Origin of the sequence: Acinetobacter bohemicus ANC 3994 (assembly GCF_000367925.1) — a bacterium.
Classification (GTDB): domain Bacteria; phylum Pseudomonadota; class Gammaproteobacteria; order Pseudomonadales; family Moraxellaceae; genus Acinetobacter; species Acinetobacter bohemicus.
This window is the reverse complement of the sequence record NZ_KB849166.1, coordinates 52,565-75,294: the sequence shown is the minus strand read 5'-3', so window position 1 is coordinate 75,294 and position 22,730 is coordinate 52,565. Positions and strand designations below refer to the sequence as shown.

The window sequence follows — 22,730 nt, the reverse complement described above, 5'->3', positions numbered from 1 at the left end:
ATGGCAAAAACGATTTTAATTACTGGTGCAAGTTCTGGTATCGGTGCAGGTATGGCACGTGAATTTGCACAAAAAGGTTATAACCTTGCAATTTGTGCACGCCGTTTAGAGCGTCTTGAGACATTAAAGCAAGAGCTGGAAAGCAAATACGGCATTAAAGTCATCGCAAAAACTTTAGATGTAACTCATTACGATCAAGTATTTGAGGTATTTAAAGTATTTCAAGCAGAATTTGGCACGATTGACCGAATTATTGTCAATGCCGGTGTGGGAGATGGTCGTCGTATTGGGAAAGGTAACTTTGCCATTAATAAAGCCACGGTTGAAACCAATTTTATTTCTGCACTTGCGCAATGTGAAGCTGCTGTTGAAATTTTCCGTGCACAAAATTCAGGTCATTTGGTGATGATTTCATCGATGAGCGCAATGCGTGGCATGCCAAAACATTTAACTGCTTATGGCGCAAGTAAAGCAGCCGTAGCACATTTAGCAGAAGGTATTCGTGCAGAATTGATTGATACCCCCATTAAAGTTAGTACAATTTTCCCTGGTTATATTCGAACTGAACTCAATGAAGGTGCGAAAAAATTACCTTTTGAAGTGGATGAGAAAACAGGGTCACATTTACTTGCCAAAGCCATTGAGAAAGAACCTGTTAAAGCCTATGTTCCACAATGGCCGTGGTTACCACTTGGTTTGGCAATGAAAATATTGCCATTAAAGTTGGTGAATAAATTGGGTTGATCTAAAAAGGCTCATACCGAGCCTTTGTTATTTTCAAATGAATCTTAAATATGTTTTTAAAAATCTCGACACTCGTGTTAATTCCAGCACTGCTGATACAAGGCTATGCAGTCAAAAAAAATACACTACGTTTGCCTGAACCCGATGGCAATCGTCAGGGAACGATTGGGGCAGGAAACCCATTGTCAATTTTGATTCTAGGCGATTCAGCTGCGGCAGGCGTAGGCGTACAAATACAGGAAGATGCTTTGCTGGGTTCAGTATTGAAGCAGTTAAAAAACCAGTATGAAGTTCGTTATATGTTAGAGGCTACAACGGGCTATAGCAGTGCACAAATTATAGAAACAGCTCAAAATATGCCTCATCAGCATTTTGATGTGGTTATTACCTCTGTCGGGGTAAATGATATTACTCAACTCACACAGCCAAAAAACTGGATTAAAAAACAACAGCAGCTTTACAGCGAAATTAATCAAAAATTCACCCCTCATATTATTATTGCATCGGGTGTGCCACCTATGGATTTATTTCCTGCCTTGCCGAATCCCTTAGCGTGGTTATTTGGTCAATATGCCAAGAAAATGAATCAAGCACTTGGGCAATTTGTGCAAAAACAACAGAATATGCAGTGGATTGAATACGATTTACTTCGTTTTAAAACATTAAATTTAGAAATGGCCGCAGATGGTTTTCATCCGAGTAAGGAAATATATGCACTTTGGGCTGAGCAAGTCGCAGAAAAAATTCGCAAAATGTTTTAAATTAATCAGAATCCTTTGAAATAGCTTGTTATGTCGACTGAACCAGAAATTGAAACGCATCCACTTCAGCCATTCCTTCCTGAAAATGCTAAATTGTTAATGCTGGGAAGTTTTCCACCGCCTAAAACACGTTGGAAAATGGATTTTTATTATCCCAATTATCAAAATGATATGTGGAAAATTTTTGGTTTAGTATTCTTTCAAAATAAAGAACACTTTCTTGATCTAGCAAATAAAAATTTTAAAGAACAACTTATTCGTGATTTTCTAATGGAAAAGGGCATTGCTATTTTTGATACGGCTTATCAGATCATTCGTTTAAAAGGCAATGCGTCTGATAAATTTCTACAAATAGCAAAGCCAACTGATTTAGCACAACTTTTACAAGATATACCTCAGTGCCATAATGTGATGACGACTGGAGATAAAGCCACAGATACTTTAATGCTTTCTATGCCAGAAGGGACTGAAAAACCTCAAATTGGACAGTCTTCAAAAACATATTTCGCTGAACGTGACATGACTTTATACCGTATGCCTTCATCTTCACGTGCGTATCCTTTGCCAGTGGAAAAGAAAGCTGAAGCCTATGCTCAATTATTTAATGAAATAGGCTTACTTTAAGTAGGTTTTTTTCCAATAAAATTTAATTGTCATACTCGACATAATCCCACAGATTTAAACGTGCTTTAATTTCTGTACGGATTTTTGGCAACATTGGGAGGAGCGTGCTATCTAGCCACAAACTTAAAGCTTGTGCAGAAATTTTCTTCTTTTCTATATCAATGATTTGCGCACCTTTGACCAAGAGTAGCGTTTCTTCATTGGTTTCAGTTTCAATACCTTTGAATAAAACCTGAAGTTCAAATCCTGTATCTAAAATAAGCCACTCGAGTTCAATTTGAATATTTTCATTCGACTTTAAAACGACTTGACCTTCTAAAAGATCACTTTCAGATAAACAGTTATGTTCTACTCGAACTTTAGACAAAAACCATTCTTGGCGACCTAAATCATCGAGGGTTTTATAAGGCAATAAAATATCATTTAAATTAAATTGACGGCTTAAATCAAAAAACTGCATGGGAGAGAGTCACAATCAGGAGAAAAAGAGTTTAATACTCGAAAAGTGAAATGTTAAAGCAAAGGGGCAGATGAGTAAAACCTTTGCAAAGCTGGATTGAATTTATGTATAAATATAAATCAAAACCTTATACGTTCTAACAAACAATGTTAATAAAAGAAGTTGCTAGCCCCATTGATTTAAGAAAACCTGAAGATGCAGCGCAATGGGCAAATGAAGTGAATGTCAAAAGGCCATGGCGATATGCATTTTTTGATTATTATGCCGAGCTGATACAACAGTCAAATGCTAGAAATGTTTTAGAAATTGGCGCTGGCCCCGGATATTTGGCTAAACACCTCTTAGAAAGATGTCCGAATATTCACTATACTGCTTTTGACTTTTCTGAAGCGATGCATGATCTTTCAAGAAATAGACTGCTTGCAAATGAGTTACAAAGAACCCGTTATGTGGTTGGAGATTTTAAACAACCCGATTGGGTCGATCCACTCACTACATATGATGTCATCATTATGCATCAAGCTTTGCACGAGCTACGCCATAAAGCATATGCAATGGATTTTCATCATATTGTAAAAACAACACTGCTTAACCCGAATGCAACTTATTTGCTATGTGATCATTTATTTGCTGAAAGTGCCATGACCAATAATGAACTTTATATGTCAAAACAAGAGCATTTAGTCAGTTTGCAGCAGGCAGGGTTTACACAGATTGAAATTTCACTCGAAATAAAAGGCTTATGTGTATTTAAATGTCATTAATTTGTCATTACATCATCCATTCAATCGGCAAGTAGGATACCGCTTGCATAGCAAAGCGTTGAAATTTCGTCGTTTCTGGGTCATGTTTATATTCTACAATTGAGCCATCTTTATGCTGATCAAGCCAAATGATTTCGCCTTGTTTATTTAATTTTAATTCGTAGGCAATTTGTGGTAAATATTGATCCAGTGATTTGGAAATATACTTTTGTAGAACATCAGATTCGACCACAAGTCCGACTTCGCTGTTTAAATTGGCTGAACGAGGGTCGAAATTAAATGAACCAATAAAGACCATGCCATCTATATCAAAAAATTTGGCATGTAAGCTAGATGTATTTTTACCTTTGGCAGGAATGACATTTCCTGTGACCACTTCATACCAAGTCCGTTTATTACGTTCAATATAGGGTTTAAATTCATATAGTTTAATGCCATTTTGCAGTAAATCATGACGATATTTTTGATAAAAGGCATGCACCACGGCGACATCATTGGCAAGAAATGAGTTGGTTAAAATTCTAATCCGGACATCATTTTTGCTTAGATTAACTAAATAGTCTGTACCTTTACGTGTAGGTACAAAATAGGCTGAAACTAATTCCAGATGCTGCTTCGGTTCTCCCATAATATTGAGCATTTGGCGATAAATAAGCTGATCCTTGGTCGCCTCGCCACGAATTTTATTTGGTGAGTCTGCAATAAAATGAGCTTTTGCCCAATTAATAGGACGATCTTTTAAGTGTTTATTGATTTGTTTTTCGGCTAATTCAATGCGTTTTTTTAACTGATCTTTTTGTAAAGCAGTAAGTTCATAATACTGACGCAATTTAGCAAGCTGTTCTTGATTGCCATTGCCCAAAAGTTGTGGCACTGAATAACTTAAGTTGTCATTCCAAAACTCATGGAAAACGTCATTGGCATGCTGAACAGCAGTGCCATAGAACAAAATATCCATATCGGTAAATTGGAAATTATCACTCGCATCAAAATATTCACGGCTAATATTACGACCACCAGTAACCGCAATTGCGCCATCGGCAATAATGAGTTTATTGTGCATACGATGATTAATATGTTTTAAACGAAATGCGTAATCAATGACGCGTAGTTTTCTGAATTTATAAGGATTAAATAATTTAATTTCAAAATTTGGATGTGCTGCAAGTTGTTTTAAGGTGGCATCAAGTTTGGTTCCGTTCTGATCATCAATCAACAGCCGAACCTTGACCCCACGATCTGCTGCTTTTAAAAGTTCAGCCAGCATGAGATGCCCAATCGAATCATCTTCCCAAATGTAATACTGTAAATCGATATTATATTTTGCTTTATTAATCAGATGTAGTCTTGAGGCAATGCTGCTAAAGGCATCATCTAAAGCCAAATAAGCCGTTAAGCCTTGCGACATTTGCGTGTCGACATTTGAACCGTTTAACCAGTGTTCCGCATGAATTTGAATAGGCGGTTGTTTATTTGATTGATTCATAGGCAAACTACACCCCGTCAACGTAATGAGTGCTAAAGAAAACATGACAGCATGAGTGAATGGTTTAATTAGCATAATTATTATGGTGTCATTAAGTTATAAGTACATATTATCATCATGTTAAAGGTTGAATCTGATAATAAAAAGCGGTTACTGTAGCTCATCTGTTAAAGAACTAAATAAAGGATAGCTCTGTTATGAAATCACGTGCAGCAGTCGCATTTGGTCCAGGTGAACCGCTTCAAATTGTCGAGCTGGATGTCGCTCCACCCAAGGCGGGCGAAGTTCTTGTTAAAATTACCCATACAGGTGTCTGCCATACCGATGCATTTACTTTGTCGGGTGATGATCCTGAAGGTGTATTTCCAGCGGTACTGGGTCATGAAGGTGCCGGTATTGTGGTTGAAGTGGGTGAAGGCGTAACCAGTGTCAAACCGGGTGATCATGTCATTCCACTGTATACGGCTGAATGTGGCGAGTGTTTATTCTGTAAATCTGGAAAAACCAATCTTTGCGTGGCTGTTCGTGCGACTCAAGGTAAAGGTGTGATGCCTGATGGTACGACACGTTTTTCTTATAATGGTCAGCCAATTTATCATTACATGGGCTGTTCAACCTTTAGTGAATATACCGTGGTTGCTGAAGTATCTTTGGCGAAAATTCATCCTGATGCAAATCCTGAACATGTCTGTTTGTTGGGCTGTGGTGTAACAACAGGGATTGGCGCTGTACATAATACGGCTAAAGTGCAAGAGGGTGATTCAGTCGCAGTCTTCGGCTTAGGTGGTATTGGTCTTGCTGTGGTACAAGGCGCGCGTCAAGCCAAAGCAGGTCGTATTATTGTGGTTGATATGAACCCAGAAAAATTCAAACTGGCTGAAGAGTTTGGTGCGACTGACTTCTTAAATCCAAAAGACTATGACAAGCCGATTCAACAAGTGATTGTGGAAATGACAGACTGGGGCGTAGACCATTCATTTGAATGTATTGGTAATGTCAATGTTATGCGTTCAGCGCTTGAATGTGCGCACCGTGGCTGGGGACAATCTGTGATTATTGGTGTGGCAGGTGCAGGTCAGGAAATTTCGACTCGCCCATTCCAACTGGTCACTGGCCGTACTTGGAAAGGCACTGCATTTGGTGGCGTAAAAGGGCGCTCTCAACTGCCTAAAATGGTTGAAGATGCAATGAAAGGTGACATTCAGCTTGAACCTTTTGTCACGCATACCATGGGGCTAGATCAAATTAATGAAGCTTTTGATTTGATGCATGAAGGTAAATCTATTCGTTCCGTGGTGCATTTTCAAGATTAATTCATTTTGCGCAATATAAAAAACGGGCAGATTGCCTAATGCTGATTAGTTAAGGGGGTTACAATTAACTCCTTAGCTTTTTAGTTATTCACGACGGAGTCTTATATTTTTAAATCAAATACTTGGAGCTAATTTATTACTTTGGATAAGCCCAAATGAGAAACTCAAAATATATTTTGAGTTCGCAAGAAAGGCATCTTGCGGCGCAGTGCGCCTCACCGCAAAACTCGTCAAATACCTTTTGTTGATTAATTGATCACAGAAAACTTACTTTTCTAAAATAGTTTTGCCTCGAACAGTTGCGGATGACGTTTTCGCGTATCGAATATTATTTTGAATTCAAAAAATGCCAATCAATTTCTTAACTGACTGGCATTAGGCAATTTGCCCGTTTTTTTAGCAGCGTATTTTAAGCAGTTGCTTTAATCACTTCAGCAATAGATTCAGCAACATAATCAATATTATTTAAGTTCAAACCCGCCGCACACATACGTCCACTACGCACTAAATAAATGCCGTATTTGTCTTTTAAAATATCGACTTGTTCAGCCGTTAAACCGGTGTAGCTAAACATACCTTGTTGTTTAACCAAATAGCTAAAGTCATGTGCAGGCAATGCTTGGCTTAATTTTTCATTTAAAATTTGACGCATTTTAATAATACGTTCGCGCATTTCTTTCAGCTCTGCTTCCCACTGTGCAGTGAGATTCGCATCATTCAGCACGTTATCGACCAATAAGGCACCCGTCGTGGCTGGGCTTGAATAGATACGACGTACGGTGGCTTTAAGCTGACCCAATACTTTTTGTGCCGTGGCTTGATCATCACAGACAAATGTTAAACCACCCACACGCTCACCATAAAGCGAGAAAATTTTAGAGAATGAATTACTGACAATAAAATTCATGCCTGATTGATCTAAAGCGCGAATCGCATAGGCATCTTCTTCTAAACCCTGACCAAAACCTTGATAGGCAATATCTAAAAATGGAATTAGGTCTTGTTTTTTTAAGACGTCAATCACTTGATCCCATTCCGCAGGCGTTAAATCTGCACCTGTCGGGTTATGACAACAAGGGTGTAATAATACAATGCTTTTAGCCGGAAGTTTGCTTAATTTTTCCAGCATTTCAGCAACATTGACACCGTTGGTTGCAGCATCAAAGTAAGGATAAAAGTGCGAGTGAATCCCTGCACCATTAAAGATCGCAATATGGTTTTCCCAAGTCGGTTGGCTGACCCAAACATCGGATTCAGGAAAATATTTTTTTAAGAAATCTGCACCCACTTTAAGTGCACCAGAACCTCCTAAAGTTTGAATGGTCACCGCACGACCATCTAAGCGAGCTTGACTATTTTTACCCAAAACAAGGGCTTGAGTTGCCGCGTTATACGACTTCAACCCATCCATCGGTAAATATAGTTTGACCTTGTCATTGCTTGGTTCAATGTTTTTATATGCAGCTTTAATGGCATTTAATTGCGGAACAATATTGTCCTCATTGTAATAAAGCCCAATGCTTAAATTAACTTTTTCTGTTCGTTCATCTTTACCAAATTCTTCCATCAAAGAAAGAATCGGATCACCTGCATAAGTATCAACATGTTGGAACATGAATACATCCTTCATTATATGTAGTAAACAAATTAAGCTTTTGCTATAGATCGTATTTTATCTTTTAATGCCAATGGATTGTCCGTTATTTTCTTATTTTTAAACTTTCTTATTTTTTTAGAAAGAACTGATTCAAAATAGGATATGTTGAATCAAGCATTTGCTGTGTTTAGGGCGAAATACATTTGATGGCTTTGACCTGAATGAAAAATGTTTGATAGATCTAAGTAAAGATTAACTGATTTATGTCATTTTTTTTGTATAAAACTATTGTCAAATGGATAAATACAGCGTATTTTTATCTCAAGACACATACTTTTTTGAAGAAATAAAGATGTTAAAGCAACCAGTAATCTCAAACGCGACTTATTATTTTTGGCAATTTAGATAATTGCCTGAATGCGTTCGGGCAAGAAATGGTTGCCCACCAAGTTAACACCTGATCGGCAACCCTGATCAGGTTTTTTTATGCTTTATTTTTTTACACTTTTTGGAGTTACCCCATGAAAACATTAAATTATTCATATTTTAGCAACTTTTATTGGTTTTACTTTAATCAAATGATGACGCAATCCATTAGACCCATAACGCTCAAATAAAAGATTGGACTGAAAAAACAGTCCCTAGGAAAGTTCCATGAATGCTTTAAATACTGCTTTACAACAAACTCAAACGACTACAAAAGAAACCATCTTAAGCTTGCCTCATCAATTGAAGGCGCAATTGCCTTTGTCTACAAAATTGGCGCAACAAATTGCTGATCAGCGTCAGACCATTCAAAATATTTTAGAAGGCAAAGATCATCGTTTGATGATTGTTACAGGTCCATGTTCAATTCATGACCCCATTTCTGCACTTGAATATGCTCAAAAATTACAACAATTACAAAGCCAAGTCTCAGATCAAATTTTCCTTGTCATGCGTGCATATATTGAAAAACCACGTACTACGATTGGTTGGAAAGGTTTTCTATATGACCCAAATTTAGATAATTCATCGAATATGCAATTGGGCTTAGAAAAATCACGTGAGTTATATTTACAAATTATCGATATGGGCTTGCCGATTGCAGCTGAAATTTTAAGCCCTATGGCAACGGCTTATTTCGATGACTTACTGGCTTGGGGTGCAATTGGTGCACGTACAAGTGAATCACAAATTCATCGTGAAATTTCAAGCCACATGCCGTACAGCATTGGTTTCAAAAATGGCACGGATGGCTCAATTCAAATTGCACTTGATGCGATTCAATCTGCTTCTCATTCACACCAGTTCATGGGCATGAGCCAGTCTGGCTTACCTTGTATTTTGGAATCACAAGGCAATAGAGCAGCGCATTTGATTTTACGTGGTGCAAACTCAGGTCCTAATTATCAATTGGCTGAAATTGAAAAAATTAAAGCAAAAAGCAAAGCTGAATTACCTGCGTTAGTGATTGATTGTAGTCATGGAAACAGTCATAAAAACCCATTAGTACAAGCTGAAGTTTTACGTACTATTGTGGCTGAACGTGTACACAGCAATGTGCGTGGTGTGATGTTAGAAAGCCATTTGGTTGATGGTCAGCAAAAAATTTCATGTGATATGACTTATGGTCAATCTGTAACAGATGGTTGTTTAGGTTGGGATAAAACACATCAACTTTTATTGGACGTTGCAGATTCACTACGTATTTCTCAATTGAAACGTAGTGCTTAATACGACTCAAAACATGGTTATGTTGCAATGAAGCTCTTTTAAAAGGGCTTCATTCTTTTAAATCTGTCCATTTATGTTAGATGTTTAAATTTAGATCATGGCTTTGTTGATGCGATATACAGTTTTTTAAAATTCTTTTAACCAATTAAAATTAACAAATTTGAGTCATCGCACTTCTTTATGCACAATATTAAAAATTGATACTAAGTAATAACTAATTGTTTAATAAATACATAACTAACGATATGCAATTGTTATTTAGTACATTTAAATAATGTTTAATGGGGAAGAGTATGTACAGTGCGGAATTATTGGAAGAAGCGCGTAAAATAATATTTCATATGCTGACCAAAGTTGTGGAATATGGCGGGTCTGACTTATTTATTTCAGCAGATTTCCCACCAAGTATTAAGCATCAAGGATTGATGAAACCTATTGGGCAACAGGCTTTAACTGCCGATAAAACTAAATTATTTGCCTATAGTTTAATGAATGAGACTCAACGACAGGAATTTGAAAAAGAACTTGAGTGTAATTTTGCCATTAGTGTTCCCAATGTTTCGCGTTTTCGTATTAATGTGTTTCAGCAACAATTACAAGTGGGTATGGTGATTCGTACCATTACCGCAGAAATTCCAAATTTTGCGCAGTTAAAATTACCTGAATCGTTAAAAGATGTCATGATGGCAAAAAGGGGCCTAGTGCTCGTTGTGGGTGCAACAGGTTCGGGTAAATCGACGTCTTTAGCTGCCATGATTGATCATCGTAATGAAAATTCGGCAGGGCATATTATTACGGTTGAAGATCCGGTTGAATATGTACATAAACATAAGAAGTCGATGATTACCCACCGCGAAGTGGGCGTCGATAGTCATTCATGGCACAATGCTTTGAAAAACACTTTACGCCAAGCACCTGATGTAATTTTGATTGGTGAAATCCGTGATACGGAAACCATGGAACACGCCATTGCCTTTGCTGAAACAGGGCATTTATGTTTAGGCACTTTGCACGCCAATAATGCCAATCAAGCGCTAGATCGAATCATTAACTTTTTCCCTGAAGAACGAAAAAATCAATTGTTGATGGATTTATCTTCAAATATGAAAGCGATTATTTCTCAGCGTTTAGTCCGTACTCAAGATGGTCGTGGACGTCGTGCGGCCATTGAAATTTTGCTTAATACACCCTTGATTGGCGATAACATTCTTAAAGGTCAGCTTCATGAACTTAAAGAAATCATGAAAAAGTCACGCGAACTGGGCATGCAAACTTTCGATCAGGCTTTATTTGATCTTTATAATGAGGGTTCAATTAGTTATGAAGAAGCCTTGCGTAATGCTGACTCGATGAATGAATTACGTTTACAGATTAAATTAAAAAGTACCCGAGCAGATCAAGCCGCTGCAACTCCAGCTTCATCATTTAGCATGAAACCAGAAGGTGATGCCGATGAAAGCGATACGAAACAGGAATCTGTGACTTCCAGTTGAAAAAAATAGATTTCTAGTGCGGTCATTGATTAAATGGGCATGATTCAAATTTTGGATCATGCCCATTTTATTGAGACTTAGAAATGAGGCGATTTATAGCGCTTAAAATGTTCAATTTTTTGCAATACGCCTATCTTTTACTCATGCAATCATGACTTTGAATTATTGAGCTTCTTTGGGATGGTCTACATATAATTTATAAAATACTAAGCTTAATGCGGTAATGCATGCACAAAGTAAATAGGCAAAGCTATAACCTTGCTGAGCAATCACAAGACCCAATAAAATTGATCCAAGTGCAATACCTAAGTCATAACAGGTAAAAAAGGTAGATGTTGCATGTCCAATTCGATCTTTCGCTGAACGCTGAATAGAAAGGGTTTGTAAACAAGGCTGAGCTGAACCAAAACCTATTCCGATAAATATCGCAGCAATCATTAAACCCGCGACGGAATTGATTTGACTTAAAATGATTAGCCCAATTGAGAACAGGGCAATGGCAGGATAAACCACATAATTTGCCCCTTTTCGATCATAAATTTTCCCTGTAATGGGTCGTAAACTCATCATTGAAATGGCAAAGACCACAAAAAATAAACTGGCGTAGGGCAGTAAATTTTTTGATTCCGCAAAGGTTGAAATAAACGACATAATACTGGCATAAGAAAAGGAAACGAGCATTGCCATAATGGAAACAGGTAGCGCTTTTTTCTCGACAAAATCTTGCAGCGTTAAACGGCGCTTTACTTGAGTGATTACTGATTTAGTTTCTGCTTGAATTGGAATCATGAAGCAAAAAATAAAACCGAGGCAAATAATTGCAGCAAGAATTCCTGCAACTGTGGTGTATGCAAAGGGTTGAATCAAAGTAAGGCCGATGAGTGGCCCAAGGACAACACCTAAATTAATCGACATGACAAAATATCCCATGCCTTCGCCTTTACGTTTTGCAGGAATAAAGTCATTGGCAATCGGGACGGTCACAGTGGTTAAAATACTAAACCAAATTCCATGTAAGAATCGAATGACCAAGAGAATAGTCAGATTATCTGCGAATAAATAGGCAAAAGAGAATAGACAAAATAAGGCTTCGGAAATATAGAGTGTTTTTTTACGTCCAAATTTCTCAATGATTAATCCGCTAAAGGGACGAACTGCAATGGATGATGCCATGAATAAGGTCATGGCTAGCCCAGCTTGTGCTAACGTGCCATGTAATTCATTTAAAATATAAATCGGCAAGATAGTCGTCTGTGCAAAATAAAACACAAACAAAAAAAGGTTATTGGCTAGACATAGAATAAAAGATTTATTCCACAGTTGTTCGGCATTCTCTGAAGACATAATTTACCTAGATAATCATAAGTGATATACGGCTGATGAGGCTTATCAAACAATTATTTTTAAGCTAGGAAGATCATTGTTGTCATGATTAGAGATAAGTCAAATCGTCGTTAGACGCTATAGATCTTAAATTATTTTTGTTGAAAAGTATATCTTTTTAAGAATTGTTAATTAAAATAGTAAAAAATTAATAATTATTTTTAATAAAAAATCATATTATGATTTTTAGTTGATAGTTATTATAAATCCACATAAATAAAAAAAATCAGCCATAAAGGCTGATTTTTGATGCTGAAGACGAGGTTTATAAGCCTGCTTCATATTCACTGCTTGAGAGTAGTTTTTCTATATCTGCTATGTTGTTTGGCTTAATTTTATAAATCCAGCCCTTACCATAAGGGTCATCATTAACAAAGTCTGGATCATCTTCAAGGCTTGAATTTACTTCAACCACTTCACCTGAAATCGGCGCATGAATATCGGACGCTGTTTTCACCGATTCGACCACACCTGTTTGCTGACCTGCGGTAATTTGCTGACCGAGTTCAGGTGTTTCTACATACACTAAATCGCCTAATGCATCCTGTGCATGGTCAGAAATACCGGTAATGACCAGATCACCTTCAATTTTGACCCATTCGTGAGTGCTTGCATACTTCAATTCTGAAGGATGATTCATTGATGACTCCTTTAAAATATTCAAATCATTTTTTCCATGTTTTATACATGTTTTTTGATCAAAACGAAAGTTTATAAATAAGGATCTTTACGCCAATTGCTTGGGCTACGACCACTCCAACGCTTAAATGCCCGACTAAAATTGGCAACATCGCTGTAGCCAAGTTCATCTGCAATGAGTTCTAAGGTGTAATCTGTTCGTGAAAGGAGCGATGTTGCATGACGATAGCGAACTTCATCAACTAAGGTTGAAAAAGAAGTTCCTTCGGCAGCCAACTGACGTTTTAAAGTCCGATCAGACATATGTAAACGGTCTGCGACATTTTCAATACTTAAATAATGTTGTTCTGAATTGGTCAAAATGTCACGTACACGCATAGCTAGACGGCGGCGTTCACCTAATGCAGACAATTCAGCTTCACATTGATTAATCGCAATTTGGCTGGCAATTGGGTCAGCATTCACCATTTTGAAACTGAGGTATTTTTTATCAAAACTTGACAATAAATGCGGTTGTTCAAAACGGAAGTTATGTGATGGAAACTTATTGATATAGCGTTCAAAACCAGAGGGTTGAGCAAAATCAAAATCTATATCACCCGATAAATCATCACAACTTGTTAAAGCCTTTGCCATAGTGATGATGCCAAACGTCAGAGCAATGGTAATTTCCGTCCGTAAAGGCTCAATATCAAAATCACATTGTAATTGCAGCGTTGCTTTCTCGCCAAAGGTGGAAAAGTAAAGCTGTAAAAAGGGCATACGCAGCTGAATAAAGCGGTTGGCTAACACCAAAGCATCGGTAATATCATGTGCAGTCATAATGGCATAGCCAATAAAACCATGAATCGAGATGCGCATTTGCGTACCCAAATGAAAACCTAAAGTTGGTTCTCCTGTTAAGCGTAATGCATGTTTCACCAGCTCATTTGCAACCGATGTCGGAATGCGAAAATTTGGATCTGCCAATAACTCACTGTTTAAATGAAAGGGTGTAAACAATGCTTCTGCATTGTAGCCCCAACGAGACACCACATCTAAGAGGAGCAGACCGTAAACACCGGGGATTCCTTGATCTTGTTTTGGAGAAATCGTTTTCATGCGCTATCCATTGCACTTTCGTTGTTTTTCTATTTGTTGGTTTTCATATTGGCATGAAAAGAAACAGTATTCTATTAAAATTGTTCGACAATTATTTTAAAGTCTTCAAATTAAGCCGCTTTAAATTCTTTTTTAAAGACCACAATTTTTGTTGTAGAAATTAATAAAACATCATCATTTTGATTCAATGTTTGCGTTACATAGGTCACGATAGCACGGTCAGTTTTGGTTTTTGATGGCGTAATCGCAACAATTTCAACTTCAACACGAATTTTATCGTTAGGACGAGTCGGTCTTGGCCAGCGAATACTAGATTCTGAACCAATCAGTCCGTAAGCGACAGGAAAACATTCTGTCCATAAGCGCATCGTTACCGCAGAAGTATGCCACCCACTTGCGGCAATACCTTGGAAAATAGGATGATCTTTGGCTTGATCTTCATCGGTATGAAAAACTTGTGGATCATAAGCATGGGCAAATTGTTTAATTTCTTCTAATGTCATTTCATATTCACGACTCATGAAACAATCACCCAGTTTTATATCTTCTAAATACAACATTAATCCAATTCCTTTTTCTTCAAAGCTTGTTGCTCAATTAAAAAACTGCCAGTTTGTCTTTGCCATAAATGTGCATAAATCCCACCTAGCGCGACCAGTTCATCATGCGTACCTTGTTCTGCAATATGTCCTTGATCTAATACAATCAAACGATCCATTTGTGCAATGGTTGAAAGTCGATGCGCAATTGCGATGACAGTTTTTCCTTTCATTAATTCATCCAAACTGGATTGAATTGCAGCTTCAACTTCAGAGTCTAAAGCACTGGTGGCTTCATCTAAAATTAAAATAGGCGCATCTTTTAAAAATACGCGTGCGATGGCAATGCGTTGACGTTGTCCACCAGAGAGTTTTACACCGCGCTCACCGACATAAGCTTCATAGCCCGATTTACCCCGTAAGTCGGTGAGTTGAGGAATAAAATCTTCTGCTTTGGCTTTGCGAACAGCTTCAAACATTTGTTCATCTGTTGCATTGGGACGACCATATTTAATGTTTTCAGCCACAGTGCGGTGTAATAAAGAGGTGTCTTGGGTCACCAAGGCAATACTTTTACGCAAACTGTCTTGGGTTACATCTTGAATGTCCTGACCATCAATCGAAATACGACCTTGGTTGATCTCATAAAAATGCAATAACAATTGAATTAAAGTCGATTTTCCAGCGCCAGAACGACCGACAATACCAATTTTTTCACCCGGTTTGATGGTTAAATTTAAATGATCAATCACATTTTTATTGCTATAAGCAAAGCTGACATCTTCAAATTTAATTTCACCCTGCGGCACTTGTAATGGGGAAGCATCTTTTTTGTCTTGAATGTTAATAGGGCGCCCCAGTGTTTTCATGCCATCTTGAATAGTTCCGACATTTTCAAAGAGTGCAGAGGTTTGCCACATCATAAATTCAGCAATGCTATTGAGTTTTAAAATCATGGCGGTCGTTGCCGCAATAATCCCCAATTCCGCTTGCCCGTTGATCCAAAGCCAAATGGCTGTGCCTAAAACTCCAACGTATAAAACCACACTCAATAAGTTAATGCTAACTTCATACTGCACCCCTAAACGCATTTGCTGATAAACCGTAGTCATAAAGCCTTGCATAGACTCTTTGGCATATTGGCTTTCATGACCCGCATGGGCAAATAATTTAACGGTTTGAATGTTTGTGTAAGCATCGGTTACGCGCCCTGTCATGACTGCACGAGCATCGGCTTGTTTATTGGAGATTCGGCTTAAACGAGGAATGAAAAAGCAAGCTGCCGCAATAAACAACACTAACCAAAGCATTAGAGGCAAAATTAACATTGGGGAAATTGCGCCCAAAACAAAGCTAATGGTCACAAAATAGATCACGACATAAGCTAGCATGTCACCTAAAATCACCCAAAATTCACGTACTGCGAGCGAAGTTTGCATAACTTTAGCCGATAAGCGACCAGCAAAATCATTATGAAAAAAATCCAAACTTTGCTGTAGTAATAAATTATGAAAGCGCCAACGTAGGCGCATTGGAAAGGTGCTGTAAAGAATCTGATGTTTAATAATGGATTGAAAACTTGCAAAGAAAATATTGGCAAAAAGAATACAGGTCAAAAAGGTCAAATTTTGGGTATGTTCAGCTAAGAAAGTTTCAGGTTGGCTTTTGCTTAACCAATTTACTAAATCGCCAATTTTTGCATAAAGTACTGCTTCAAAGCTTGCAGCTCCGGCAGTACATAAGACCAACAATAATAAATAGGGGCGAACACCTGTTGCCGCTTGCCAAACGAAAGGAAAGAAACGGGTTGGAAGGGGTTCGGTTAAACCTTTAGATGGATAAGGATCGACAAGTTTTTCAAACCACTTCAACATAAGTTACACCTTTAAACCTTAATAATATTAAATTTCAGTAATTTACAATTTTCATATTAAAAACAATAATTTGATTGATAGCTTACTACACGTTTGAACCTGTGTGAACACCGATTTTGCTGCGCGAACGTGTTTATATTTACGCCCTGATTTACGCCATAATGAAAAAAATGCTCAAGGCGTAAATTTTATGGGAACAATAGTTCAAAGATCACTCTCAGACGGGACTTTACGATACAGAGCCGAAATACGCATAAACCGCAAAGACTTTCCTGCATATAAAGAAAGTAAAACTTTCAGTACAAAACGCATTGCTGAAAAGTGGGTCAAAAAGCGTGAGGTTGAAATCGAGAATAATCCTAATATTCTGTACGGTAATCAACATGAGAAAAGCATAAAGCTTTCTGATGCCATAGATTTATATCTAAATGAAACGGAAGGGGTCTATAGCAAAACAAAAGTAAATGCCTTAAAGCTGATCAAGAAATTCCCAATCGCTAAAAAGTCTATCATGAAATTGAACAGTATGGACTTATCTGACCATGTTGCTTTAAGGAAAACATATTGTCCAAGAGTAAAGGTTGGCCCTGTAGTACCTAGTACTATTCTTCATGAATTATTGCAGATACGTAGTGTCCTGACACATGCATCAGTCATGTGGGAAACACCTGTAGATTTAAATGCATTTGACCGTACAACAGCACAGCTACGCAAAACTAGACAGATATCAGCAAGTAGAATAAGAGATAGACTTCCGACAAATGCTGAACTACAACAGCTGATAGTCCATTTTCATGAAAAATGGGAAAACAGAGGGTTCAAACGTTATCCAATGCATTTAATTATTATGTTTGCTGTGTTTTCATGCCGTAGACAAGCTGAGCTCACAAGAATGGAGCTAAAAGATTACGATCAGGAACTACATGCTTGGAAAATTAAGAATGTTAAAACACCTAAAGGTTCTTTGGGGAATAATAAAGAATTCTCTGTATCTGAAGAATGCCAAAAAATTATTGAGATTTTGATGCGACCAGAAATAAGGAAGCGATTTAAATCGAAAAATTCTGATAAATACTTACTTCCTTTTAGTTCAGCAACGATTAGTACTGAGTTTCATATGGCATGTAAACATCTGGGAATTGAAGATCTACGCTTTCATGACTTAAGACATGAGGGGTGTACACGTTTAGCTGAAAAAGGCTTTACAGTTCCGCAGATCCAGCAATGCAGTTTGCATGATTCATGGCAAAGTCTGCAACGCTATGTCTCATTAAAGAAAAGAAAAGCCACATTAAGTTTAAATGAAATACTGCATCTCATTAATGAAATGCAGCATAGTTCTTAGCGGCTATTTCTCGCTCTTTATCAACTGCGTCAGCGAGATCTTTAACGTGCACCAAAAATGGCGCACGCTTACTTGAATCCATTTTAAATACAGAAAATGGTAGCTCCTGACTATTTGCCCTTCTTAGTAATTCCGCCTTACCAATGTGCGGGTAATAATCTTTTGCTATTTCCATAAGGCTTACCGTCATTGACCGGTATTTTAAAAATAGAAAATCCGCAGTATTAATTTGCATACTATCCATCAAGACACCTCCTTCAAACTTTCAACAACTTTTCCCATCAAGCTCTCCAAGTCGCTTCTTTCAATTTTGCATTAATGACTAATTCTTCAATTTCACCAACACCTACATTGCTAAATATATGTGTCATTTTTACCCCGAACACTTTTAGTGTCCGGGTGATAGTGGAGTAGTGGTAATTCATGCTGACCATCCCTCCATATCCGACTTAGCCTGACAAGCATTTAGAATAGATTGCTCGTACTTTGTGCCTCGGAAATAGTCCGCAGGTTTATTCAAATCATTAATAGATTTTGCGTGTTGAATATCTTTCAGTGCAGTTTGATGATCACTTTCAAGTCGAGCATCTGTTTCGGCCTGCATCTGTTTTTCATTGGCCTGTTGAGCTTTTTGAAGGTTCTGAATCATCGAATGAATACTTTGGCAGGTCTCTTCAAAAATCTGTTGCTTAACGTCATGGAGACTATTTAGACCACGCTTCAAACAATAGTTTTCAATATTTATCCCTGCTTGCAGCATAAGCGCTTCAAGTTCGAGATATTGATTGCCATTGATACAGGCATCAGCAGAGCCTGATATCAGCCATTCTTTAAGCAGAACGCCGTCATTTTCACAAAGTGGTCGTGCTTCAGCGAAAAGTCGCGTGCGATCTTTCGTTGATACTGCATAGTTATCATGAGTAAGATCCAGAACAGTGGTAAATTCATACTCAATCCCATCTCGTTGTTCAGCCTTCATTCCCACTTTTTCGACTTTCTTTTTATTGTTCCCAGCATTTACCTGAACTGTTTCCATTTTGGAGCGTAACGTCACAATGATGTTGATACTGGATTGCAGCATGGCATCAATGAATTTGCGATGACGTGGCGTTACTTCACTCCATGCACCCCAAGAATTATTGTTAAAAGAGGTCTTGGCAATTTTATCTACCAGTTCCAAACAACCTCCAACACCTGACCATTCATGTGTGATGCTGTCAATAATGAGCGTATCAAAACCACCCTGTTCAGCAGCTTTAATAGCACTGATAAACTTTTCAGGTGTATAGGGTGGTTGTAGATTGGCATGTTCAAATGGAACCAAATCATCGTACAGCTCAGCACTGCTGTTTTCTGTATCAGCTACAGCAATACGACCACCAATACCTTTGGCAATGAGTAAAGCACCCGTGGTTTTACCTGAACCAGTAGGACCAGCAAGAGCAAGACGTAACTTTGCATTTTTACGTTGAGCGGGTTTAAAAAATACAGTCATGATATTTCCCCTTAAACCGAGCGATGGGTTTTAGCCCATTTTTTATAATCGTCAGATTGGTAGTGGCCAGTTTTATTTAGAATGTCGTAATACTCAGCATTACGTTTTGCTTTACGGGCAACCAGTAATGCTTTGGCCAACCAATCTGGTGCTTTTTCTATAAGGGTTAAATTGCCTTGCTGCTCTTTATAGACAATGAAGCCATCAAGGTTGATACCACTACGACCACTCGGTTTAAGTACATAGAAACTTGGACGGTCTTTACCAACGCGATAGCGCTCATTCTTATCGCCATCTAAGCCAACGAATTCAGAGAAGTATTCTTCAGATTTAGCCTTAGCCTGACGTTTTAAACCTTCATCTAGCGTTTGAGCAAAACGAAACTTAATGAAGCCGCTAAATAAGTCAGCAAAGCCTAAACGTACTTGAGGAGTTAAAGGTTCCCAATCGTTGGTTTCTACTTCTGCAAAGTCGATTTTGAAACCCTTGGCCAAAGCCTCAAAGACTTGAGCAGGGGCTAAAGTTTGCTTAATAGTTTGAATAGTCATTAGCGCGCTCCTTCATTCGATGCAGAAAACTGCAATTGATGTTTAAGCGCTTGAGCATGCTGACGATCTACATCATTTGAACAACTGCGAACAGTTAATACCGTCGATGCAACAGTGATACCGATTAAAGCAATGGCTGCAAATTCTTTAAGCACAGGTTTTGCTTTGGACCAGAAAGAAAGACGAATTTCTTCAGGTTTAGGTGGTTGAAACAGAACAGAAGTCGTTTGACTTTTGTTAGTGTCAAACTCAGGGGTTTGACTATGGGATGCGGTTTGATTCATAATTGCCTCGTAAGTTGCAAAGCACATCGGTAGGTAAGAGGATCGATGTGCTTTTTTGTTGTTCATGAGATAAATATTAGGCAAACCTAATTATATAGTCAATAGGTATACCTAATTTATTTTTAGATTTGCCTAATATTATATTTTTGCACAGCTAAAAAAGCCCACTGATGCAGTGGGCTTTTTGAATGTTAGAACGCTATTTTTCACATCGTATATTGAATTTATCTTTGTAGTAATCCAGAGCGATTGCTAAATCATGATCCAACTTGTCTGGCGTGTAGTCATTGGGTGAAAGTTTAAGTAGAGCAGGGGCATATTGCTGAATGTACACATTTGGGTAATCAACACATAAAATTTGCTTTCTAACTTCAAGTGATGTGTTTGGGTTATCAAGTTGATCTAGAAACTTACCGATCTTGGTATCTGCTTCATCAAATTGTTTGATAGTTGCAGTATCTTGTTTAGGTTCAGCAGCAACTGAATCAGGTTGTTTTTGACAGCCGGCAATTATTGAAGATAAAAGTACTAAGGTTAAAGCTATTGTTCTCATGATTAGATTTTGTTGTTATTGACGTGCTGATTATAGATGGAAATTGGCAAAATTGGGCTATCTTTAGCTACAATTTAAATTATGGCTTTGTTAATATTAAATCATTAAAAATACTAGATTATTATGAAGTTGAGGGGATTATGTCTAATAAGCCTGAGTTGATTTTAGTTGCCGATAAGCAAAAATTATTAGAGCTCGCAAAGGGATCAAAGCTTAAGTTTGACAAGAAATTATTGATTGAGATGAGTATTGCTGGAGTAACAACCCTTCTTACTAGTTTCAATCCAATATCAGCAGTTGCAAATTCGATTATTCTTGCTGGAACAACAGCGAGAAGACAGAAAAAGTCATCTTCTGTTCAAGATGACACTGAATTTTTGCAAGATAAAATTTTAAAAAAAATTCAGAATGAACTTTCTTTATCTACTGAAATAGTTTGTATTGATCCTGAAAATGCTAAATCATTAAAGTTAGGTATTGGTGATAAGCCAACGAATGGTAGTTTTTATATAAAGCATCCTTTGCTTGAAGAATTCTACATTAGACCAAGTGAATACGAACTAACACTAGCACGTGAAAAAGAGGCTGCATTCAGAACATTAGCAAGCACATTAGGTGCGAAAAGCATAACCCTTTTGGATGCAAAATTTCTTGATAGTAATGGTGCTATAAAAGTAAATACGAAAGCAATGCAGGCAGTCAGTACAAATATTGGGATAAGTGCAACATTTGACAAGGCTGGGGCTGTAAGTCGTGAGGTTTGTAGTGAGTTTGGTCCGCCAAGAAAAGAGCCTTTTGTCCCTGAAGAATTAAAAGTATGGACTGAATTTGATCCTGACTTGCGTACAATGGCGCGTGATCGATTAGATGGGCATTTGATTAAACATCGAATAAGTCTAAAATTTAAAGATAATTTTTCAGGTGGCGGGAAAATTGCAGCAGAGATTGCAGACAAAGGTCTAGACATTGGTGGTTCAATCACAAAAAATGTGAATTCTGTTTGGATTTTTGAGGTTGAATACTATCCAATTTCAGAGATGGTTTGATTATAGTTTTGAAAGAAAACCCATCATAAGCATGGGTTTTCAAATTGATGTTAATTAAAGAGATCTGGAAGTGGAGTTGAGTTTTTTGCCCAACTTAGGATCTTGTTTGAAATATCAGATTCTTCGAAATATTTATGGTGCACTATTTCATTCATTTCTAACTTCCACTCAAACTCTTTCAAAAAGTTTGATCTCTTTTCTTGTTCCTGTTCTGGTAATAAACTTAATGAATAATCATTAGGTAGTAATGTAAACAGGACAGCATCATCACTCATGCCACATTTCTTAGCTAATTGAAGATCTGTAAGTGCAGTGAGACAATTTACTTCAAACTTGTCATAAGTTTTATAAATCGTTGAGTTGATATTTCCAATTTGTTTAGTTCCAAAAGGGCGAATAGGTAGATCAATTTGATGGACATCTTTCCCAATCTTAATATCCAACCAAGATTCTTCAGGAAAAATATTGTAAACATCATTACCAATTTGGCTAAAAATTCGTGATTTTATATCTGTTATTAAGTTTGAGGTTCTATAAGTTGGAAAGCGATCTCCATGATCATTTGGAACATCATGGGCTTTTCCAAAAGGTACAGCACGAAGAAATAATTTTTCTAGAATTGCTTGTGTAGATTCACCGCGAGCAAATCCTCTATGGTCAAACACCAATTGAGGAGATACAGACTTTTTCCAATCTCTTTTTAATAAATATTCTATTAAATCAATTGCTAGTTCAAGGTTACTTGAAATCTCATTTCCGTATACACATTCTAGACGACCATAATCCTCAATAAATTTGGTGTGAATGAATCCATTTTCTTCAAGAAATACACCTATTGATATTTGTTCATTAGTAATTAGATCAGGTGTCCATCGAATTTGAGTCCATTGACCGTCGATAGTATTTTGCTGAGGTGAATTATTTTTTTTAAATTTATCTTCTAGACCTTTGAAGTTATTCATAAT

The 22,730-nt window shown here is 37.4% G+C and carries 23 protein-coding genes; 9 read left to right on the top strand and 14 right to left on the bottom strand.

Translation table 11 applies throughout. From position 1 onward, the window contains the following. From F994_RS06510 to F994_RS06500, 3 genes are read left to right on the top strand one after another with little or no spacing between them, the layout of a single operon-like run. Complete coding sequence (locus F994_RS06510; RefSeq protein WP_004649435.1) at positions 1-744, top strand: SDR family oxidoreductase; 744 nt, start codon at positions 1-3, stop codon at positions 742-744. A gap of 50 nt (positions 745-794) precedes the next feature. After that, positions 795-1,505, top strand: coding sequence for an SGNH/GDSL hydrolase family protein (locus F994_RS06505; RefSeq protein ID WP_004649434.1), 711 nt, complete (start codon positions 795-797; stop codon positions 1,503-1,505). A 30-nt stretch (positions 1,506-1,535) separates the two neighbouring features. Further along, the gene (locus F994_RS06500) at positions 1,536-2,129 is read left to right on the top strand and encodes a uracil-DNA glycosylase family protein (protein WP_004649433.1); all 594 of its coding nucleotides are present in this window, start codon (positions 1,536-1,538) and stop codon (positions 2,127-2,129) included. A 22-nt stretch (positions 2,130-2,151) separates the two neighbouring features. Here F994_RS06500 and F994_RS06495 read toward each other — a convergent pair whose 3' ends face one another. Then, positions 2,152-2,589 carry a hypothetical protein gene (locus tag F994_RS06495; RefSeq protein WP_004649432.1) on the bottom strand — a complete coding sequence of 146 codons (438 nt, stop codon included), beginning with the start codon at positions 2,587-2,589 and terminating at the stop codon, positions 2,152-2,154. A 146-nt stretch (positions 2,590-2,735) separates the two neighbouring features. Between F994_RS06495 and F994_RS06490 the strand changes: the two genes are divergently transcribed. Further along, positions 2,736-3,353: a class I SAM-dependent methyltransferase gene (locus tag F994_RS06490; protein ID WP_004649430.1), complete on the top strand. Its 618-nt coding sequence runs from the start codon at positions 2,736-2,738 to the stop codon at positions 3,351-3,353. Positions 3,354-3,360: 7 nt separating this feature from the next. Here the strand turns inward: F994_RS06490 and F994_RS06485 are convergent, their stop codons facing one another. Beyond that, positions 3,361-4,914 (bottom strand): phospholipase D family protein, encoded by a 1,554-nt coding sequence (locus tag F994_RS06485; RefSeq protein WP_004649429.1) that lies wholly within the window; start codon positions 4,912-4,914, stop codon positions 3,361-3,363. 122 nt (positions 4,915-5,036) lie between these two features. On the opposite strand from F994_RS06485, the gene F994_RS06480 reads away from it, so the two are divergent. Beyond that, complete coding sequence (locus tag F994_RS06480) at positions 5,037-6,152, top strand: S-(hydroxymethyl)glutathione dehydrogenase/class III alcohol dehydrogenase (RefSeq protein ID WP_004649428.1); 1,116 nt, start codon at positions 5,037-5,039, stop codon at positions 6,150-6,152. A 409-nt stretch (positions 6,153-6,561) separates the two neighbouring features. On the opposite strand, the gene F994_RS06475 is transcribed toward F994_RS06480, so the two are convergent. Further along, positions 6,562-7,767 carry an amino acid aminotransferase gene (locus F994_RS06475; RefSeq protein WP_004649427.1) on the bottom strand — a complete coding sequence of 402 codons (1,206 nt, stop codon included), beginning with the start codon at positions 7,765-7,767 and terminating at the stop codon, positions 6,562-6,564. A gap of 636 nt (positions 7,768-8,403) precedes the next feature. Between F994_RS06475 and F994_RS06470 the strand changes: the two genes are divergently transcribed. Both F994_RS06470 and F994_RS06465 read left to right on the top strand, forming a co-directional pair. Continuing rightward, positions 8,404-9,465, top strand: a complete 1,062-nt coding sequence (locus F994_RS06470; RefSeq protein WP_004649425.1) for a 3-deoxy-7-phosphoheptulonate synthase — start codon at positions 8,404-8,406, stop codon at positions 9,463-9,465. A 293-nt stretch (positions 9,466-9,758) separates the two neighbouring features. After that, positions 9,759-10,958: a PilT/PilU family type 4a pilus ATPase gene (locus F994_RS06465; RefSeq protein ID WP_004649424.1), complete on the top strand. Its 1,200-nt coding sequence runs from the start codon at positions 9,759-9,761 to the stop codon at positions 10,956-10,958. Positions 10,959-11,120: 162 nt separating this feature from the next. Here F994_RS06465 and F994_RS06460 read toward each other — a convergent pair whose 3' ends face one another. From F994_RS06460 to F994_RS06440, 5 genes are all read right to left on the bottom strand, one after another. Continuing rightward, positions 11,121-12,302: an MFS transporter gene (locus F994_RS06460; protein ID WP_004649423.1), complete on the bottom strand. Its 1,182-nt coding sequence runs from the start codon at positions 12,300-12,302 to the stop codon at positions 11,121-11,123. 304 nt (positions 12,303-12,606) lie between these two features. Continuing rightward, positions 12,607-12,981, bottom strand: a complete 375-nt coding sequence (gcvH, locus tag F994_RS06455; protein WP_004649422.1) for a glycine cleavage system protein GcvH — start codon at positions 12,979-12,981, stop codon at positions 12,607-12,609. A gap of 71 nt (positions 12,982-13,052) precedes the next feature. Next, positions 13,053-14,081, bottom strand: a complete 1,029-nt coding sequence (locus tag F994_RS06450; protein WP_004649421.1) for a helix-turn-helix domain-containing protein — start codon at positions 14,079-14,081, stop codon at positions 13,053-13,055. Positions 14,082-14,191: 110 nt separating this feature from the next. Continuing rightward, the gene (locus tag F994_RS06445; RefSeq protein WP_004649420.1) at positions 14,192-14,641 is read right to left on the bottom strand and encodes a MaoC family dehydratase; all 450 of its coding nucleotides are present in this window, start codon (positions 14,639-14,641) and stop codon (positions 14,192-14,194) included. After that, positions 14,641-16,494: an ABC transporter ATP-binding protein gene (locus tag F994_RS06440; RefSeq protein WP_004649418.1), complete on the bottom strand. Its 1,854-nt coding sequence runs from the start codon at positions 16,492-16,494 to the stop codon at positions 14,641-14,643. Before F994_RS06440 ends, F994_RS06445 begins: the two co-directional genes overlap by 1 nt. Before the next feature lie 190 nt (positions 16,495-16,684). Here F994_RS06440 and F994_RS06435 point away from each other — a divergent pair, with 190 nt between their 5' ends. Then, positions 16,685-17,839: a tyrosine-type recombinase/integrase gene (locus F994_RS06435; RefSeq protein WP_004649417.1), complete on the top strand. Its 1,155-nt coding sequence runs from the start codon at positions 16,685-16,687 to the stop codon at positions 17,837-17,839. Here F994_RS06435 and F994_RS06430 read toward each other — a convergent pair. The 5 genes from F994_RS06430 to F994_RS06410 all read right to left on the bottom strand — a co-directional run bounded on the left by F994_RS06430 (position 17,814) and on the right by F994_RS06410 (position 20,719). After that, a complete protein-coding gene (locus tag F994_RS06430; RefSeq protein WP_004649416.1) occupies positions 17,814-18,083 on the bottom strand; it encodes a pyocin activator PrtN family protein in 270 nt (89 codons plus the stop codon). The genes F994_RS06435 and F994_RS06430 overlap by 26 nt on opposite strands. Before the next feature lie 177 nt (positions 18,084-18,260). Further along, positions 18,261-19,334: an ATP-binding protein gene (locus tag F994_RS06425; RefSeq protein WP_004649414.1), complete on the bottom strand. Its 1,074-nt coding sequence runs from the start codon at positions 19,332-19,334 to the stop codon at positions 18,261-18,263. Between the two features lie 11 nt (positions 19,335-19,345). Continuing rightward, positions 19,346-19,882, bottom strand: coding sequence for a hypothetical protein (locus F994_RS06420; protein ID WP_004649413.1), 537 nt, complete (start codon positions 19,880-19,882; stop codon positions 19,346-19,348). Further along, positions 19,882-20,166 carry a hypothetical protein gene (locus F994_RS06415; RefSeq protein ID WP_004649412.1) on the bottom strand — a complete coding sequence of 95 codons (285 nt, stop codon included), beginning with the start codon at positions 20,164-20,166 and terminating at the stop codon, positions 19,882-19,884. The genes F994_RS06420 and F994_RS06415 overlap by 1 nt, the downstream gene beginning before the upstream one ends. A 199-nt stretch (positions 20,167-20,365) precedes the next feature. Then, positions 20,366-20,719: a hypothetical protein gene (locus F994_RS06410; protein ID WP_004649411.1), complete on the bottom strand. Its 354-nt coding sequence runs from the start codon at positions 20,717-20,719 to the stop codon at positions 20,366-20,368. A 23-nt stretch (positions 20,720-20,742) separates the two neighbouring features. On the opposite strand from F994_RS06410, the gene F994_RS06405 reads away from it, so the two are divergent. After that, complete coding sequence (locus tag F994_RS06405; RefSeq protein ID WP_034696810.1) at positions 20,743-21,765, top strand: hypothetical protein; 1,023 nt, start codon at positions 20,743-20,745, stop codon at positions 21,763-21,765. A gap of 50 nt (positions 21,766-21,815) precedes the next feature. Here F994_RS06405 and F994_RS06400 read toward each other — a convergent pair whose 3' ends face one another. After that, positions 21,816-22,727 carry a hypothetical protein gene (locus F994_RS06400; protein WP_004649408.1) on the bottom strand — a complete coding sequence of 304 codons (912 nt, stop codon included), beginning with the start codon at positions 22,725-22,727 and terminating at the stop codon, positions 21,816-21,818. Positions 22,728-22,730: the final 3 nt, after the last annotated feature.